The sequence below is a fragment of the Methylobacterium sp. Leaf111 genome (genome assembly GCF_001423285.1).
In the GTDB taxonomy this organism is placed as follows: domain Bacteria; phylum Pseudomonadota; class Alphaproteobacteria; order Rhizobiales; family Beijerinckiaceae; genus Methylobacterium.
In genome coordinates this window covers 84104-101639 of sequence record NZ_LMNE01000002.1, presented here as the reverse complement: position 1 = coordinate 101639, position 17536 = coordinate 84104, and the positions used below count along the sequence as shown (strand labels likewise).

The 17536-nt window shown below is 68.2% G+C and carries 14 protein-coding genes and 2 tRNA genes; 11 read left to right on the top strand and 5 right to left on the bottom strand.

Features of this window, described 5'->3' with window-relative positions; translation table 11 throughout:
* Positions 1-13 precede the first annotated feature (13 nt).
* A complete protein-coding gene (locus ASF41_RS04945; RefSeq protein WP_056491373.1) occupies positions 14-1585 on the top strand; it encodes a SpoVR family protein in 1572 nt (523 codons plus the stop codon).
* Between the two features lie 314 nt (positions 1586-1899).
* Here the strand turns inward: ASF41_RS04945 and ASF41_RS04940 are convergent, their stop codons facing one another.
* On the bottom strand, positions 1900-2211 hold the full coding sequence (locus tag ASF41_RS04940; protein ID WP_056491405.1) for an ETC complex I subunit: 312 nt from the start codon (positions 2209-2211) through the stop codon (positions 1900-1902).
* 38 nt (positions 2212-2249) lie between these two features.
* Positions 2250-2326 (bottom strand) — tRNA-Pro (locus ASF41_RS04935).
* A 240-nt stretch (positions 2327-2566) separates the two neighbouring features.
* On the opposite strand from ASF41_RS04935, the gene ASF41_RS24615 reads away from it, so the two are divergent.
* Positions 2567-2716 carry a hypothetical protein gene (locus ASF41_RS24615; protein WP_156389567.1) on the top strand — a complete coding sequence of 50 codons (150 nt, stop codon included), beginning with the start codon at positions 2567-2569 and terminating at the stop codon, positions 2714-2716.
* Between the two features lie 145 nt (positions 2717-2861).
* Entirely contained in the window at positions 2862-3161 is a 300-nt protein-coding gene (locus ASF41_RS04930; protein WP_056271606.1) for a hypothetical protein, read from the top strand.
* A gap of 291 nt (positions 3162-3452) precedes the next feature.
* Here ASF41_RS04930 and ASF41_RS04925 read toward each other — a convergent pair whose 3' ends face one another.
* Together ASF41_RS04925 and ASF41_RS04920 are read right to left on the bottom strand one after the other, a co-directional pair.
* Complete coding sequence (locus tag ASF41_RS04925) at positions 3453-3644, bottom strand: hypothetical protein (protein WP_056220990.1); 192 nt, start codon at positions 3642-3644, stop codon at positions 3453-3455.
* 40 nt (positions 3645-3684) lie between these two features.
* Complete coding sequence (locus tag ASF41_RS04920; protein WP_056271609.1) at positions 3685-3918, bottom strand: hypothetical protein; 234 nt, start codon at positions 3916-3918, stop codon at positions 3685-3687.
* A 184-nt stretch (positions 3919-4102) separates the two neighbouring features.
* On the opposite strand from ASF41_RS04920, the gene ASF41_RS04915 reads away from it, so the two are divergent.
* Positions 4103-4807 (top strand): glutathione S-transferase N-terminal domain-containing protein, encoded by a 705-nt coding sequence (locus ASF41_RS04915; RefSeq protein WP_056271612.1) that lies wholly within the window; start codon positions 4103-4105, stop codon positions 4805-4807.
* Positions 4808-4884: 77 nt separating this feature from the next.
* Here ASF41_RS04915 and ASF41_RS04910 read toward each other — a convergent pair whose 3' ends face one another.
* Positions 4885-5754 (bottom strand): MBL fold metallo-hydrolase, encoded by an 870-nt coding sequence (locus tag ASF41_RS04910; RefSeq protein WP_056491371.1) that lies wholly within the window; start codon positions 5752-5754, stop codon positions 4885-4887.
* 118 nt (positions 5755-5872) lie between these two features.
* Between ASF41_RS04910 and ASF41_RS04905 the strand changes: the two genes are divergently transcribed.
* The 7 genes from ASF41_RS04905 (at position 5873) to ASF41_RS04875 (ending at position 17462) form a co-directional block, all read left to right on the top strand.
* A complete protein-coding gene (locus ASF41_RS04905; RefSeq protein WP_056491368.1) occupies positions 5873-7180 on the top strand; it encodes a glycosyltransferase family 1 protein in 1308 nt (435 codons plus the stop codon).
* Positions 7181-7241: 61 nt separating this feature from the next.
* The gene (locus tag ASF41_RS04900; RefSeq protein ID WP_056221005.1) at positions 7242-7565 is read left to right on the top strand and encodes a rhodanese-like domain-containing protein; all 324 of its coding nucleotides are present in this window, start codon (positions 7242-7244) and stop codon (positions 7563-7565) included.
* An 86-nt stretch (positions 7566-7651) separates the two neighbouring features.
* Positions 7652-8803: an efflux RND transporter periplasmic adaptor subunit gene (locus tag ASF41_RS04895; RefSeq protein ID WP_056491403.1), complete on the top strand. Its 1152-nt coding sequence runs from the start codon at positions 7652-7654 to the stop codon at positions 8801-8803.
* A 162-nt stretch (positions 8804-8965) separates the two neighbouring features.
* A complete protein-coding gene (locus tag ASF41_RS04890; protein WP_056221009.1) occupies positions 8966-12178 on the top strand; it encodes an efflux RND transporter permease subunit in 3213 nt (1070 codons plus the stop codon).
* Positions 12179-12281: 103 nt separating this feature from the next.
* Positions 12282-12359, top strand: a tRNA-Pro gene (locus tag ASF41_RS04885).
* A gap of 600 nt (positions 12360-12959) precedes the next feature.
* The gene (locus tag ASF41_RS04880; RefSeq protein ID WP_082504047.1) at positions 12960-14243 is read left to right on the top strand and encodes an efflux RND transporter periplasmic adaptor subunit; all 1284 of its coding nucleotides are present in this window, start codon (positions 12960-12962) and stop codon (positions 14241-14243) included.
* Between the two features lie 57 nt (positions 14244-14300).
* Entirely contained in the window at positions 14301-17462 is a 3162-nt protein-coding gene (locus ASF41_RS04875) for an efflux RND transporter permease subunit (RefSeq protein ID WP_056491364.1), read from the top strand.
* The last annotated feature ends 74 nt before the right edge of the window (positions 17463-17536 follow it).

Below are 17536 nucleotides of genomic sequence, written 5' to 3'. Positions count from 1 at the left end.
AGGCGTAAATCGTATGGTCGGCAGCATCATCCGCCCCACGCCCCAGCGGATCTCCGGTAGCCAGGAGCCGCTCTTCACGGGCAACGACTGGGATTTCGACACGATCCGGCGCATCCACGATGCCTGCGAGGTCGAGGCGCGGGCGCTCGGCCTGTCCTGGTATCCAAACCAGATCGAGATCATCACCGCCGAGCAGATGCTGGACGCCTACGCGTCGATCGGCATGCCGCTGTTCTACAAGCATTGGTCCTTCGGCAAGCACTTCGCCCAGCACGAAGCCGGCTACCGGCGCGGCATGATGGGGCTCGCCTACGAGATCGTCATCAACTCGGACCCGTGCATCTCCTACATCATGGAGGAGAACACGGCGACGATGCAGACGCTGGTGATTGCGCACGCGGCCTTCGGCCATAACCATTTCTTCAAGAACAACTATCTCTTCAAGCAGTGGACCGACGCAGAAGGCATCCTCGACTATCTCGACTTCGCCAAGGGCTTCATCTCGCGCTGCGAGGAGCGCCACGGCCATGCCGCGGTGGAGGCCGTGCTCGACGCCGCCCATGCGCTGATGAGCCAGGGCGTCCACCGCTATCCGCGCAAGAAGCGGCCCGACCTCGCCTCGGAGCAGCGCCGCGAGCGCGAGCGCGCCGAGCACGGCGAGCAGATCTACAACGACCTTTGGCGCACCCTGCCGCAGAAGGCGGCCGCCGGCCGTCCCGACATCGCGGCGGAGCGGCGCAAGGCGCTCCTCGAACTGCCGCAGGAGAACATCCTCTACTTCCTCGAGAAGGTGGCCCCCCGCCTCCGGCCCTGGCAACGGGAGATCCTGCGCATCGTCCGCCTCGTGGCGCAGTACTTCTATCCGCAGCGCCAGACCAAGGTGATGAACGAGGGCTGCGCCACCTATTGCCACTACCGGATCATGAACGCCCTGTCCGAGAAGGGCCTGATCGGCGAGGCGGCCTACCTGGAGTTCCTGCAGTCGCACACCAACGTCGTGCGCCAGCCGAACTACAACGAGCGCGGCTACAATGGCCACAACCCCTACGCCATCGGCTTCGCCATGATGCAGGACATCGCCCGCATCGTGGAACAGCCGACGGAGGAGGATCGCGCGTGGTTCCCCGAGATCGCCGGCACCGGCGACGCCATGGCGACCCTGTGCGACATCTGGGCGAACTATCGCGACGAGAGCTTCATCGCGCAGTTCCTGTCGCCCAAGCTCATGCGCGACATGCGCCTGTTCCACGTGGTCGACGACCCCGACGAGTCGGAGCTCTACGTCGAGGCGATCCACGACGAGCGCGGCTATCGCAAGATGCGTCGCTCCTTCGCCCGGCAATACGACGTGGCGTGGCTCGACCCGGATATCGAGGTGGTGGACGTCGATCTCGAAGGCGACCGGCGCCTCATCGTGCATCACCGCGCCCTGAATCGCATCACCCTGCAGAAGGATGATGCCAAGCGGGTGCTTCAGCACCTGGCGGATCTCTGGGGCTACGACGCGGTTCTCAAGGAGATCGATCCGGCCAACGACGCGGTGCTGGCCGAGCACCATGCCAGCGCGCGGCCGATCTTCTTCTGATCCGGGCTGCGTTTCCGCGAAGCGGCGCCCGTATCGGCAAGCCGGCGCGGCGCTCGAGCGAAGCCGAAATCCGCCAGCCCCCGGGGACAGGATTTGGTATGACAGAGCGGGCGCGGCCTAACGGCTCACGCAACAGCGCGGCTCATGAGAGGATTGGCGGCGGCCCCCAGCCGCGCTAGCCTGCGGCGATGATGAACGACGACCTGCGCGAATCGCGCGCCGCCCTGATCCTACTCGACGCCGCGGTCGGCTCCGTCCTGATCTTCGGTGCCGTCACCATCCTGATCCAGCTTTGACGCGCCGGAGGCAGCGCCTCAGTGGGTCCAGGGAGCGGTGCGATTGAATTTGAAATTGTCCGAATAGGACAGGCCCTTGCGCAGGATCGGCTTCTGCGGCTCCTCGACCCGGTAGGACAGGCCCGCCCGCGTCGCGTAGGCCAGGGCGTCCTCGCGCGTCTCGAACTCGAGATGGACCTGCTGCAGCATGTCGGACGAGCCGGTCCACCCCATCAGCGGGTCGGTCTCGCGCGGCGCGGTCTGGTCGAATTCCAGCACCCAGGCCTTCGCCCGCGCCGTCCCGGACTGCGTCGGATCCTTCGCGGGCTGGTAGATGCGGGCGCTCGTCATCGGGTCGTCCAACTCCAGGGAGCCTCGGCGGGAAATGATGGTCGGGGCGATAGGATTCGAACCTACGACCCTCTGGTCCCAAACCAGATGCGCTACCAGACTGCGCTACACCCCGACACGCTTGCGCGTAGACGGGACGTACGGTTTCGAGGGGCAAATGGCAACCGGGCGAGGCGGGGATCAGGGCAACGAATACCGCCCGACGCCCTGATCGGGCCCCCCAGGGACCGGGAAGAGTCCCGCACCGCGTGCGGGGGACCTGCCCGTCCGCCCTCGCCGGCTCCCCCCCATTGCTGGACAGCGACGGTCGCGCGCTTCCACATCGCCCATGCGAACCGAATCGACGGAGCCGGGCATGAGCGACGCGAGATACCGCGCCCTGGAGGCGCGCATCGACGCCTTGGAGGGCGAGGTGAAACGCGCGCGGAACGAGATCCAGTGGGCGATCGCCCTGATGTTCGTCGTCCCGGTCGGGTTGCTGATCATCCTGCGCGTCTGGTCCTGAGAAGCCTCATCGGCAGGACCGCCGACGAGACGTCGGGAACAGTTCGCATTCGACGCCGATCGTTAACGTGGCGGTCACGATGACGGCAACCGACGCGATCCTCGCAGTCGAACCATGGTATTGAAGGTCGAACGAGGGTCGATCGATGGTCTTGATTCTACTGGCCGCCATGGGCGGAGGCATGCTCTCGACGGCGCTGCTGCTGCCGTACGGCATCCTGACCGCTTTGTTGGGTGCGCCGCTGACCGCGAGCCTCTGCGCCGCCGCCGCCGGTGCCGTGATCCTGCTGCGCCGGGGCGACGATGGGAGCACGGATGTGGCCTTCGACGAAGCCATGGACGACCGGACGGACGCCATGGTCAAGATGCTGCGCGACATCGCCGCCAAGGGTCGCGAGACCGGCGCGGATGCCGAGCGGCCGGCGCGCAACGCCAAGGCCGCCTGAGGCAAGCCGCACCCGGGGCGCAGCCCTCGCCCCTGGGGAAGCGTCGAACAACGATCTGCGCCACCCCCAGCAACGACGGTCGCGCTGACCGGGCGCTCACCCCCAGAAGCGGGACTGGATCCGGAGCACCAGGATGGCGATCGGGACGCCGGCGTCCCACGATCAAGACGGCCCGTCCCGATCGCGTCACTCACGGAAAACGAGCGGTCCGTCACGTTGCGCGGGAGGGCGTCCGCCCCGCGGGCGAAGGTGTGCCTGCGAGCCCTGGCGTCTCTCGTGGACGGGGTCGATCTACACCCGCACGTCGACGATGCGGCGTTGGCGGCCCACCACGTCCCCCTCGGCATCCCGTGCCCGATCCACCTCGACGGAAACGGTGCGCGGCTCGGCCTCGTGGCGTCGCGCCGCATCGTTCCGGGCGCCATGCACGATCTCGGTGGCGCGGATGATCCCGACCTGCATGAGGGGAACGGTGATCGTCATGGGCGTCGATCCTCCGAAAACGTGCGAGGGGGGCCGCGGCTCAGGCGAGGATGTCGAGGACCCGGCGCTCGGAATCGAGCGTGGATTTCAGGATGGCGGTGTTCATCCCGATATTGGCCTTCTCCTGCATGAGCTGGACGGCGGTGGTCGAGAGATCGACCTGGGTCGCGCTCGGCAGGCTGGTGCCGAGCGTCGCGATCCCCTCGGCGGCCGTGGCGTAGCGCTGAGTCGCCGCCAGAAGCCCGCCGCTGCTCGCCGAAATTGCGCTGACCATGCCGTCGCTCCCTCATTTCCCGCGAGGCAACCACGGTCCCCTGAATTCCCCGTTGTGAAACTACGGCGCATTTGAACGACCGACCGCGGCCCTCCTCCGTCCCGGCTTGACCCCCGTTCCTCCGAGGCCCACCTCGGGCCCGACGCGACCGGACCGAGCCCCGGCGCGCAGCACGGAGACCGCGATGATCGATCTGTACTATTGGCCGACCCCGAACGGCCACAAGGTCACGATGTTCCTCGAAGAGGCGGGGCTCGACTACACCCTCAAGCCGGTGAACATCGGCAAGGGTGACCAGTTCAAGCCGGATTTCCTGGCCATCGCCCCGAACAACCGCATGCCGGCGCTCGTCGACCACGCGCCGGCAGGCGGAGGCGCCCCCGTCTCACTGTTCGAATCCGGCGCGATCCTGCTCTACCTCGCCGAGAAGACCGGGCGCTTCATCGCCGGGGACGTGCCCGGCCGCGCCGAGGTGCTGCAATGGCTGTTCTGGCAGATGGGCGGCCTCGGGCCCATGCTCGGCCAGAATCATCACTTCACCCAGTACGCGCCGGAAAAGGTGCCCTACGCCATCGACCGCTACGTCAAGGAGACCAACCGCCTCTACGGCGTCCTCGACCGTCGCCTCGCCGACCGCCCCTTCGTCGCCGGCGCGGACTACTCGATCGCCGACATGGCCTGCTATCCCTGGATCGTGCCCTACGAGAAGCAGGGCCAGCGCCTGGAAGATTTCCCGAACCTCCAGCGCTGGTTCCGGGCGATCGCCGAGCGCCCGGGGACGAAGGCCGCCTATGCCCGCGCTCCGGAGATCAACCCGGATTTCGGGAAGACCCTGAGCGAGGAGGCCAAGAAGGTGATGTTCGGCCAGACCGCCGCGACGCGCGGCTGACCCGGACCGGGGGGCGCCCTGGCGCGCTCCGATCCGCTCTCCCGGCGGGATCGATCGGATCGGGCCTGCCCGGGTCCTCAGCGCCTCAGGGTGTCGAGCGGCACCGGGGCGGCGTGCGGGCGGGTCGCCAGCATGCCGTCGATCAGCGCCAGCACTTCGGCCCGGCCGCAATTGGCGGCTGGCTCGAAGGGCGTCCAGGTCTGGGTGAAGTCGAGCTGGGCGAAGACGTCGCGGTAGCGCCGCAATTCGTTCGTGGTCAGGGGCACCCCGCGCACGAAGGCCTTGTGGGCCGAGATGGTCAGCGCCCGCCGGAAGTCCTGCGGGTCGAGCTCGAACTTCAGGGCGTCGCCGCAGAACAGGATCTTTCGCCTGCGATCGAACAACACCGCGTGGCCGTCGAAGTGGCCGGCCGTGCGATGGAGTTCGAGGCCGGGGAGGGGCTCGAGGAAATCGTCGTAGGGCCAGGACACCTGCAGCGCCGCGCTCCAGACGAAGTCCGCCGCAGCTAAGCAGAGTTCCGGATCGAAGCGGTCCTGAAGCTGCACCAGCGCGCCGTAGGCATGCGGGTGCGAGGAGGACAGCACCTGCATCCCTCCGAGGCGCGCGATGTGCTGGAGAGCGGCCTCGCTGAAGACCGGGCAGGCCTCGAATCCCATGTTTCCGGCCGGAGTCTGGACGAGATAGGCGCTGGGCCCGATGCCCGAGACGGGATCGTTCCAGAACCGCCACACGCCGGGCTCCAATTCCTCCCAATGGCAGGGAAACCGGTCCTGCGCTTCCCGCTCGGTCCAGAACTGCCAACCCTTCTGCGGCACCACGTGGCGGGCGTCGAGGCACATCGGGCAGGCCGGCGGGCGCTCGAAATGGCGCTGCCAGAACCCGCAATTGTCACAGGTGTAGGCGGGAAGGTCGAGGGCGCCGGCGAAGGGCAGGTATCCGGGAGACACGAAGCGTTGCTCTCGTTGGCGGCGTCGGCCGCGGGTAGCCTCGGGCTGAGGCGTGCGCATATAGGCGCGAGGCGGAGACCGACCATACGGCACCGCACCTGAACGCCACCGGAGGATCATGCCCGTCCCGAGCCTCGCCTTCGACCTGACCCGTCTCATCACCCGCCTGCGGCATCCGAGCCCGAGCGGGATCGACCGGGTCGACCTCGCCTATGCCCGGCACGTCCTGGCCCAGGCAGGAGACCGCTTCGGCCTGGTCTCGACGGCGTTCGGCCCGCGCGTGCTGGCCCGGGCGGAGGCGCTCGGCATCGTCGAGGCCGTGGCGGCGGCCTGGGTCGAGGACCGCGACGCGACACGGGATCCGGTCTACCGCCGGCTGGCGTCGACCCTCGGGTCGACGAGCGACGACAGGGGTACGGCGGCCGGGGCTCCGGAGCGCGGCGGCACCGGGGACCGACGGCGGATCCAGGCCCGGACGGCGGCCACGACCCTTCGCGCGCGTGGCCCCGAGATCCTGCCGGCCGGGACCGTCTACCTGCACAGCTCGCACCTGCGCCTCGACAAGCCCGGCCGATTCGACTGGCTCTACGACCGGCGCGACGTCCGGCCCGTCTTCTTCGTCCACGACCTCATCCCCATCGACTATCCGGAATACGGGCGGCCCGGGGAGGCGGAGCGGCACCGGGTCCGGATGGAGACCGTCGCCCGCCACGCCGCGCACGTGCTGGTCAATTCCCGCGACGTCGGCGAGCGCTTCGCCGGATACTGCGCGGCGCTGGGGCGGCCGACGCCGCCCGTGACGGCGGCACTCCTCGGCGTCGAGCCGGTGTTCCGGCCGGCGGGGGAGGGACCGTCCTTCACGCCCGCGCGGCCGACCTTCGTCGCCTGCGGCACCATCGAGCCGCGCAAGAACCACCTGGCGCTGCTGCATCTCTGGCGCGACCTCGCCGAGCGGCACGGGCCCGAAACGCCCCGCCTCGTCCTGGTCGGCCGACGGGGCTGGGAGGCGGAGAACGTCATCGACATGCTGGAGCGGTGCCCCGCCATCCGCACGCACGTGACCGAAGTCAGCGGCCTGTCGAGCCACGGCCTCGCGGCGCTGCTGCGATCAGCTACCGCCCTGCTGATGCCCTCGTTCGCGGAAGGGTACGGCCTGCCCGTGGTCGAGGCCGCGGCCTCGGGCCTGCCGGTCGTCGCCTCGGACCTTGCCGTCCACAGGGAGATCGGTGCCGGATTCGCGTGGTTCCTCGATCCCCTCGACGGGCTCGGCTGGCGCCAGGCGGTGGAAGACCTCTCGGTGCCGGGCTCCACGCTTCGCGAAGCGCTCGCATGCCGGACGGCCGACACCGACCTGCCGAGCTGGACCGCGCATTTCGAGACCGTCGAGGCGGTTCTGGCACGCACCATTTGCCGTCCTGACGACTGACGCCTAAGAACATCCGTCAGTGACCGACCGTGCACGGGACGGTGCGAGAGAGGACAGACGGATGAAGGTTGTCGACCTGGACCGGGATGCGATCAAGGCCGGCCTCGCCGACCAGTCCATGCTGGTGATCGATGTGCGCGAGCCGCATGAATTCGAACAAGGACACATCCCCGGCGCAGTTACCCATCCGCTCTCGACCTTCGACCCGGGGACCCTCGCGGCGCTGATTGCCGAGGACGCCCGGACACCGGTCTTCTCGTGCATGTCCGGCGTACGCTCGGTTCACGCGCTGGCAGCCGCCCAGAACGCCGGCTTGCCGATCGAGGCGCATTACCGGGGCGGATTCAAGGATTGGGCAGGCTCCGGCGAACCGGTCGAGGTCTGAGGCATGCGCGGAGCATGTGTGGCAGCGCACGACATAGGTCGCGGCGGACCTCTAGCTGGCGCATCGTAGGGAATAACCATATGCGCATGCGCTCGATCTTCAGTTTTCTTCCGATCGTCGGACTGGTCGCTTCGGCGCTCGTCGCGCCGATCCTCGTATCCCCCGCCCAGGCCCAGGCCCCGGGCGGACCGCCGCCGAAGGTCACCACGGCCAAGCCGGTGGTCCGCGAGATCGTCGAGACCGACACCTATACGGGCCGCTTCGACCCCGTCGACATCGTCGACGTCCGGGCCCGCGTCACCGGCTACCTCGAGAAGCTGAACTTCACCGACGGCGCCACGGTGAAGAAGGGCGACCTGCTCTTCGTCATCGACCGGCGACCCTACAAGGCGGCCCTCGACCAGGCCCAGGCGGCCCTGGTCTCGGCCAAGGCCCGGCTGAACTTCTCGCAGACCGACCTCGACCGCGCGCAGACGCTGAGCAAGTCCGGCAACATCTCCGAGCAGGTCACCGACCAGCGCCGGCAGGCCTCCCAGACCGCGCAGGCCGATGTCGACAGCGCTGACGCGCAGCTGCGCCAGGCGCAGCTGAACTACGACTTCACCGAGGTGAAGGCCCCGATCTCGGGCCGCATCAGCCGGCGCCTGGTCACCGAGGGCAACATCGTCATCACCGACCAGACCCTGTTGACGACGATCGTCTCCCTCGACCCGATCTATTTCGGCTTCACCGTCGATGAGCGCTCGTTCCTGAAGTACCAGGGCAGCCTCGGAATCGGCATGGGCGAGACCCAGAAGGGCAAGGGCGTCCCGATCCTGATCGCGCTTACCGGCGAGGCGAAGCCAACCCGCAAGGGCACCCTCGACTTCGTGGACAACCGGGTCGACAACGCCACCGGCACGGTGCTGCTGCGCGCCACCGTGGAGAACCCCGACGGGTTCATCAAGCCCGGCCTGTTCGGCGTCGTCTCGCTGCCCGCCACCAAGCCTTATCAGGGCATCCTGCTGCCCGACGAGGCGGTCTCGGCCAACCAGGACAAGCGCATCGTCTACATCGTCGCCGACGACGGCACGGTGTCCCTGCGCGAGGTCAAGCTCGGTCCCAAGGTCGACGGCTACCGGGTGATCCGCGAGGGGCTGAAGGGCGACGAGAACGTCGTCGTCAACGGCGTCACACGCGTCCGTCCGGGGGCCAAGGTTGCGGCCGAATCCTCTACCCTGCCGCCCAGCAAGACCTGACGCCCACTATGACCTGACGGGTGAGCCCCGAGGCAGGCGCAGCCCCTACGAGGATCATCCCCGACCGGTCACGGCCGGGGAGCGGCCACCAGACCGCGGACGAAGAAACGGTGCCGACTCGAACCCGCGCGTGCGGGCCGCATGCGGCGAGAGGTTCAAGCGATGCGTTTTGCCCACTTCTTCGTCGATCGGCCGATCTTCGCGTCGGTCACGTCGATCGTCTTCCTGATCCTCGGCTACGTCGCCTACCTGTCGCTGCCGGTGGCACAGTACCCCGAGATCGTGCCGCCGACCGTGACCGTGCGTGCGAGCTTCCCCGGCGCCAACGCCGAGACGGTGGCGGCCACGATCGCGACCCCGATCGAGCAGGAGGTCAACGGCGTCGACAACATGCTCTACATGACGTCGTTGTCGACCAACGACGGCAACATGCTGCTGACGGTCACCTTCAAGGTCGGCACCAACCTCGATATTGCGAACGTTCTCGTCCAGAACCGCCTCTCGGTCGCCCAGCCGCGCCTGCCGCCGGACGTGCGCAACCTCGGCGTCACCGTCCGCAAGGCCTCGCCGGACCTGATGCTGGTGGTGCACCTGCTGTCGCCGAAGAAGACCTACGACCAGAACTACCTCGCCAACTACATCTACTTGAACATCCGCGACGAGCTCCTGCGCCTCGACGGCGTCGGCGACATCACCATCTTCGGCGGCAACGAGTACGCCGAGCGCGTCTGGCTCGATCCGAACAAGCTCGCGGCCTACGGCCTGACCACCTCCGACGTCATCACGGCCCTGTCCGAGCAGAACGTGCAGGTGGCCGCCGGCGCCCTGAACTCGCCGCCGGCCGCGACGGGCCAGGCCTTCCAGCTCATCGTGCAGTCGCAGGGGCGCTTCCAGAGCCCCGAGGAATTCGCCGACGTCATCGTCAAGGCCTCCGACGGCCGCCTCGTCCGGGTGAAGGACATCGCCCGCGTCGAGATGGGCCAGAAGGACTACACCACCAACTCGTTCCTGAACGACACGCCCGCCATCGGCATCGGCGCCTTCCAGCGCCCGGGCACCAACGCCCTCGACGCCGCCGCGTCGGTGCGCAAGGTGATGGACAACCTCAAGAAGAACTTCCCGCCGGACATCGAGTACCGCATCGCCTACAACCCGACGGAGTTCATCGAGGAGTCGATCCACGAGGTCTACAAGACGCTCTTCGAAGCCGTCGGCCTCGTCGTCATCGTGGTGCTGGTCTTCCTCCAGAGCTGGCGCACCGCGCTCATCCCGGTGATCGCGATCCCGGTCTCGCTGGTCGGCACCTTCGCGGCCATGTCGGCCTTCGGGTTCTCCCTGAACAACCTCACCCTGTTCGGGCTCGTGCTCGCCATTGGCATCGTGGTCGACGACGCCATCGTGGTGGTGGAGAACGTCGAGCGCAACATGGCCGAGGGCCTGTCGCCGGGCGACGCCGCGCACAAGACCATGGACGAGGTCGGCGGCGCCGTCATCGCCATCGCCCTGGTGCTCTCGGCGGTGTTCATTCCGACCGCCTTCATTCCCGGCATCACCGGCCAGTTCTACAAGCAGTTCGCGCTGACCATCGCGGCCTCGACCATCATCTCGATGTTCAACTCGCTGACGCTGTCGCCGGCGCTCTGCAAGCTGCTCCTGAAGCCCCACCACGCGCACGCCAAGCCGAAGTTCTTTCTCTTCCGCTTCGTCGCCTGGCTGGCGGACATGTTCAACAAGGGCTTCGACTGGCTCTCGAACACCTATGGGCGGATCATCTACGGTCTGACGAACTACGCGGTCGGGCTGATCGCGATGCTGCTCGTCTACGCGGCCGTCATCGCCGCGACCCTCCACCTGGTCCAGACGACCCCCACCGGCTTCATCCCGGACCAGGACCAGGGCTACCTCATCGGCGTGGTGCAGCTGCCCTCGGGCGCCTCCCTTGACCGCACCACCGAGGTGGTGAACCGGGCGGCGGCGGCGGCCCGCAAGATCGAGGGCGTGACCAACACCGTCATCATCGCGGGCTTCGACGGCGCGACCTTCACCAACACCACCAATTCGGGCGTGATGTTCATCACCCTGGCGGGCGCCAAGGAGCGGGCGGGCCAGGGGCGGAGCGCGGCGGTGATCACCAACGAGGTGATCAAAGCGACCGCCGACATCCAGGAAGCCCGCGTCATCGTCATCCCACCGCCGCCGGTGCGCGGCCTCGGCCAGGGCGGCGGCTTCAAGATGCAGATCGAGAGCCGGCAGAGCTCGGCCATCGGCCCGCTCCTCGGCGCGGTCGGCGAGGTGCTGGGCAAGGCGAACCAGAGCAACGACGTGCAGCGGGTGTTCACCACCTTCGGCAACGACACGCCGCAGCTCTATCTCGACATCGACCGCACGGTGGCGCGCATGCTCAACGTGCCGCTCGGCAACGTGTTCTCGACGGTGCAGACGGCGCTCGGTGGCGCCTACGTCAACGACTTCAACACCCTGGGCCGCATCTATCAGGTCCGCGTGCAGGGCGACGCCCCGTTCCGCGTCTCGAAGCAGGACATCGAGCAGTTGAAGGTCCGCTCCTCCACCGGCGCCCTGGTGCCGATGGGGACGCTGGCCACGATCCGCGAGATCACCGGCCCGCAGATCGTCCAGCGCTTCAACCTCTACTACTCGGTGCCGGTCCAGGGCACGGCCAAGCCCGGCATCTCCACCGGTCAGGCCCTCGACGCCATGGAGGCCATCGCCAAGGACAACCTGCCGGACGGATACGCCTACGACTGGACCGAGATCGCCTACCAGCAGAAGGCCGCGGGCAACACGGCGATCTACGTGTTCGCGCTGGGCGTGCTCCTCGTCTTCCTCGTGCTCGCCGCGCAGTACGAATCCTGGGCCTTGCCGCTGGCGATCCTGCTCGTGGTGCCCACCGGCGTGCTCGCGGCCCTGTTCGGGGTGCAGCTGCGGGGCCAGGACAACAACATCCTGACTCAGATCGGCCTGATCGTGCTGATCGGTCTGGCGGCTAAGAACGCCATCCTGATCGTGGAGTTCGCGCACCAGTTGGAGGAGACCGAGCGGAAGGGCCCCGTGGCCGCCGCCGTCGAGGCCTGCCGCTTGCGCCTGCGCCCGATCCTAATGACGGCCTTCGCCTTCATCCTCGGCACGGTGCCGCTGGTGATCGCCACCGGCCCCGGTGCCGAGATGCGCCAGGCGCTCGGCACCGCCGTCTGCTTCGGCATGATCGGCGCCACGGTGTTCGGCCTCTTCCTGACCCCGGTCTTCTACGTGGTAATCCGGAACTTCCTGATCTGGCTCGCTAAGAAGCGCGGCAAGGACCCGCACAACACCACGCCGGACAAGCACGATCCGCACCCGGCGCCCTCCCACGCCTGAGACCGACCCGAGCCCGGATGCGAACCTCGCATCCGGGCTTCGTGTTTTGGGGTTGCGCCTCGCAAACCGGAAAGCTAAAGACCCCTCACCCCGCGAGGGGCGTCGGAGCGTAGCGCAGCCCGGTTAGCGCACTAGTCTGGGGGACTAGGGGTCGGAGGTTCGAATCCTCTCGCTCCGACCATTCGAGCTCATTGCCCCCACAATGAGATGTCCAGAATCCTGACCATCGATGACCGGCCCCGTGAGCGCCCGGATACCGGCCTTGGCGCGCGGCCCGCGCGGTGATCGCGCGACGTGCCCTGCGCACTCCCGGTCTCGGCAGCCCCCCGCAAACACGAAATCGTCAGCCGCCCCGCGTCTCGCGAGAGGACGGCCGCCGCCGCCCGTCGCGAGGCGCGACCGGCGGATTGACTCGTGCGCAAGCGTGGCCCTCTCACTCCTCCAGGCGCACCGCCCGCGGGCGTCACCGCCCGTCCGTGGCCGTCCCCGGCCCCGGGGAGAACGACGGGCCGGTCGTCGGTGAGTAGGTGGGACTCCAATCGGAAATTTGCCACGAATGGCGTCACACAAACACGACGCGACTTGGCTAAGACAGTCGCAGCGGTCGACCTCGACCTGTCCGACCTTCGGATGGGGAGGCCGTTGCTTTGGTGAGACACATATTCCCCGCCACACTTGACCCCGATCTCCAGTATCCGGATCGCCCGATCAGGTCGTCCGAGCCACGCACACGCCTCCGACCTGACCACCAGCCACCAACCTGAAAGCACTTCTGCGGCACATGACTGGGACAAAGCGCACGATCGCGACCCTTCTCGCGCCCCTCGGGTTGCTGATCTGCGTGGTGGTGGCCGTTACCCTCTGGCCGGCCCCTGTCATGAGCGTCTTTACGGGGCTGAGCACGGCGATTCGCGAGCGCTTCGGAACGAGTGAGGCCGAGACCGCCGCGGGCGGCGAGCCCCGCGAGGGCGGGCCGGCCCGGCTCTTCCGGCCGAGCCCGGCCCAGCGCGCCGCCCTGAACATCGTCCCCATCGCGACGGTCGGCTTCCGGCCGGAAGGGACGGCCGAGGGCCGCATCGCCCTGAACGAAGACGACAACGTGCCGGTGACCTCGCCCTATGCCGGCCGGGTGACCAAAGTGCTGGTCCGCGCCGGCGATGCGGTGAAGGCCGGCGACGTGCTCCTCACCCTCGAGGCCACGGACATGGTCCAGGCCCAGAACGACTACCAGGCCGCTCTCAACACCCTCGCCAAGGCGACCGCGCTACTGAAGCTCGACCAGACCATCGCGGCGCGCCAGCAGGAGCTGTTCCAGGCCAAGGCGGTGGCGCTGAAGGATTATCAGTCGGCCCAGAACGACGTCATCGGGGCGCAGAGCGACCTGAAGACTGCCGAGGCGGGCCTGGAGGCGGTCAAGAACCGCCTACGCCTCCTCGGAAAGACCGACGCGGAAATCGCGGCCTTCGAGAAGAAGGGCACCCTCAGCCCCGAGACCCAGATCCGGGCGCCCATCGCCGGGACCATCGTCCAGCGCAAGGTCGGCCTCGGCCAGTACCTCTCCACCGCCAGCGACCCGGTCTTCGTCATCGGCGACCTCTCCACCGTCTGGCTGGTGGCCAACGTGCGCGAGAGCGAGATCCCGCGCATCCGGATCGGCCAGGAGGTGGAGGCGACGGTGGCGGGCTTCGGCGACCGCGTCTTCAAGGCGCGGGTCAACTACATGTCCGCCAGCCTCGACCCGGCGACCCGGCGCCTGGCGGTTCGCAGCGAGGTAGAAAACCCGGACCAGGTCCTGAAGCCCGAGATGTTCGCCACCTTCACGATCTTCACCGGGCCGGGGCAGACGGCGCCCGCCGTGCCCGCCGCCGCCATCGTGTACGAGGGCGCGCGGGCGCATGTCTGGATCGCGCGGCCCGACGGGGCCATCGAGGCCCGCGACGTCACCCTGGGCCTGACCGCCCGCGGGATGGTGCAGGTCACCGCCGGGGTCGCGGCGGGGGAGGCGATCGTCACGCGCGGCGCCGTGTTCATGGATCGGGCGACGAGCGGTGACAAGGCCTCCTGACCCGTCGGGCCTGGGGCCCCTTCCTCGTCCTGGGGCCTCGGCCGGAAGAACTCTGCCATGAACAGCCTGATCGTCTTCGCCCTGCGCCAGCGCGTGCTGGTCTGCCTGCTGTTCCTGGTGATGCTGGCGCTCGGCTATGCCAGCTACACGCAGCTCAACATCGAGGCCTATCCCGATCCGGTGCCGCCGCTCGTCGACGTCATCACACAGAATCCCGGGCAATCGGCCGACGAGATCGAGCGCTACATCACGATTCCCCTGGAGGTGCAGCTCGCCGGCATCCCCAACGCCACGGTGGTGCGCACCATCTCGCTGTTCGGCCTCTCGGACGTGAAGGTGCAGTTCAGCTACGCCTTCACCTATCAGGAGGCCCTGCAGCGGGTGCTCAACCGCCTGTCGCAGCTGCCCCCCCTGCCCAACGGCGCCCAGCCGCAGATCTCGCCGACCAGCCCCGTGGGCGAGATCATGCGCTACAAGGTGACGGGACCGCCGGGCTATTCCTCCACCGACCTGAAGACCCTGCAGGATTGGGTGCTGCAGCGCCGCTTTAAGGCGATCCCCGGCGTCGTCGACGTCACGGCCTTCGGCGGCCGGACCAAGGAATACGAGATCGCCGTCGACCTGACCCGGCTCCAGGCCCAGGGCATGACCCTGGTGCAGCTCGTCACCGCGCTCAACAATTCGAGCATCAACGTCGGCGGCCAGACCCTGAACGTGGGCGAGCAGTCGGCGGTGGTGCGCGGCATCGGCCTCATCCGCGACATGGACGACATCCGCGACACGATGCTGACCCAGGTCAACGGCGTGCCGGTGCTGGTGCGCGATGTGGCCGAGGTGCGGGTCTCGCACGCGCCGCGCCTCGGCATCGTCGGCCATGACGGCGACGACGACATCGTTGAGGGCATCGTGCTGATGAGCCGGGACGGCGAGAGCCTGCCGACCCTGGGCCTGGTTAATGCCGAGATCGACAAGATCAACGCCAGCGGCATCCTGCCCCCGAACGTGCGGGTGGAGCGCATCTACGACCGCAGCGGGCTCATCCACACCACCACTCAGACGGTGATGCACAACCTCGTCTTCGGGGTGACGCTGGTCTTCGTGGTGCAGTGGCTGTTCCTGGGGAGCCTGCGCAGCGCGATCATCGTGGCGGCGACGATTCCCTTCGCGCTCGGATTCGCCATCCTGATCCTGGTCCTGCGCGGCGATTCGGCGAATCTCCTCTCCCTCGGCGCCATCGATTTCGGCCTCATCGTCGACGCCACCGTGATCATGGTCGAGAACGTGTTCCGGCACCTCGCCGAACCGGAACACGGCGAGGGCCAGACGCCGCCGGGGGGCCTGACCGGGCGCCTCGGCACGATCGCCCTCGCGGGTGCCGAGGTGAACCGGGCGATCTTCTTCTCGGCCACGATCATCATCGTGGGCTTCCTACCGCTCTTCACCCTGACGGGCGTCGAGGGACACATCTTCGGCCCGATGGCCAAGACCTACGCTTATGCGCTGCTCGGCGGCCTCGTCGCCACCTTCACGGTCTCGCCCGCCCTCTCGGCCCTGATCCTCCCCAAACACGTGGAGGAGCGCGACACCCTGGTGGTGCGGCTCCTGCGCTTCGGCCACGTGCTGATCCTGCGCTTCGGCCTGCGCAACAAGGTACTGTCGCTCCTCGTGGTCGCCGCGGTGCTCGGCGTCTCGGGCATCGCCGCCCGCACGCTCGGCCTCGAATTTCTGCCCAAGCTGGAGGAGGGCAACCTCTACATCCGCGGCACCATGCCGGCCTCGATCTCCCTGGAGGCCGGCAACGCCTACGTGGAGCGCCTGCGCAAGATCATCGCCGAGGTGCCGGAGGTGGTCACCGTGCTCTCGCACCAGGGCCGTCCGGACGACGGGACCGACGCCACCGGCTTCTTCAACGTCGAGATCCTCGCCCCCCTCAAGCCCTTCGACACCTGGCGCAAGGGGCTCGACAAGGAGGGGCTGGTCCGCGACCTCTCGGCCAAGCTCGACGAGGCCTTCCCGGGAATCGAGTTCAACTTCTCCCAGTACATCGAGGACAACGTCCAGGAGGCCGCCTCCGGCGTGAAGGGCGAGAACTCGGTCAAGATCTACGGCAACGACCTTAACGACCTGACCAAGACCGCGGAAGCGATCAAGGCCACCCTGGCGAAGGTGCCGGGCATCGCCGACCTCGCGGTCTTCGCCTCCCTCGGCCAGCCCACGGTGCGGATCGACATCGACCGGCGAAAGGCCGCCCGCTACGGCCTGTCGCCGGGCGACGTGAACACCACCGTCCAGGCGGCGATCGGCGGCCAGACCGCGGGCGATCTCTACGAGTACGGCTCCGACCGGCACTTCCCCATGCGGGTGCGTCTCGCGCCGCAGTACCGCCGCAGCCTGGAGACCATCCGCAACATCACCGTCGGGGCGGCCAACCCCGCCGGCGGCGTGATCCAGGTCCCGCTCTCGGAGATCGCCACCGTGGACCTGGTCTCCGGCGCAGCCTTCATCTACCGCGAGAACCAGGAGCGCTACATTCCGGTGAAGTTCTCGGTGCGCGGGCGCGACCTCGGCGGCGCGGTACTGGAGGCGCAGGGCCGCATCGCCGAGGAGGTGACCCTGCCGCCCGGGTTCCACCTCGAATGGGTCGGCCAGTTCACAAACCTGCAGGATGCCGTGCAGCGCCTGACCGTCGTGGTCCCGGTGACGATCGCGCTGATCGCCCTGCTGCTCTACGTCAACTTCAGCTCCGTCACCGACATGGTGCTGACGCTGAGCGTGATCCCGATGGCGATGATCGGCGGCATCTTCGCGCTGTTCCTGACGATGACGCCGTTCTCGATCTCGGCGGCGATCGGCTTCATCGCCCTGTTCGGCATCTCGACCATGGAGGGCGTGATCCTGCTCTCCTACTACAACCAGCTCATCGACGAGGGCTGGGCCCGGACCGAGGCGGTGTGGCACGCCGCCAACGTGCGCATGCGCCCGGTGATGATGACCTGCGTCGCCGCCTGCGTCGGGCTGCTGCCGGCGGCGATCTCCACCGGCATCGGCTCGCAGGTGCAGAAGCCGCTCGCCCTGGTGGTTGTCGGCGGCATCCTGCTCGCGCCGAACCTCATCCTCGTGGTGGTTCCGATCCTGATCGCGCTGTTCTCCCGGCGGGTGCCGGCCGCGATCCCGTCGGAGGGGGCCGCCCGGGCGGCGGCCCGCGCGGAGCACGCGTGATGGGCCGGTCACAGCCTCGCGCGCGCGCCGCCGGCCGCGTTGACTTCGATCCCGGCCCGGCGCCTCTACGGCCC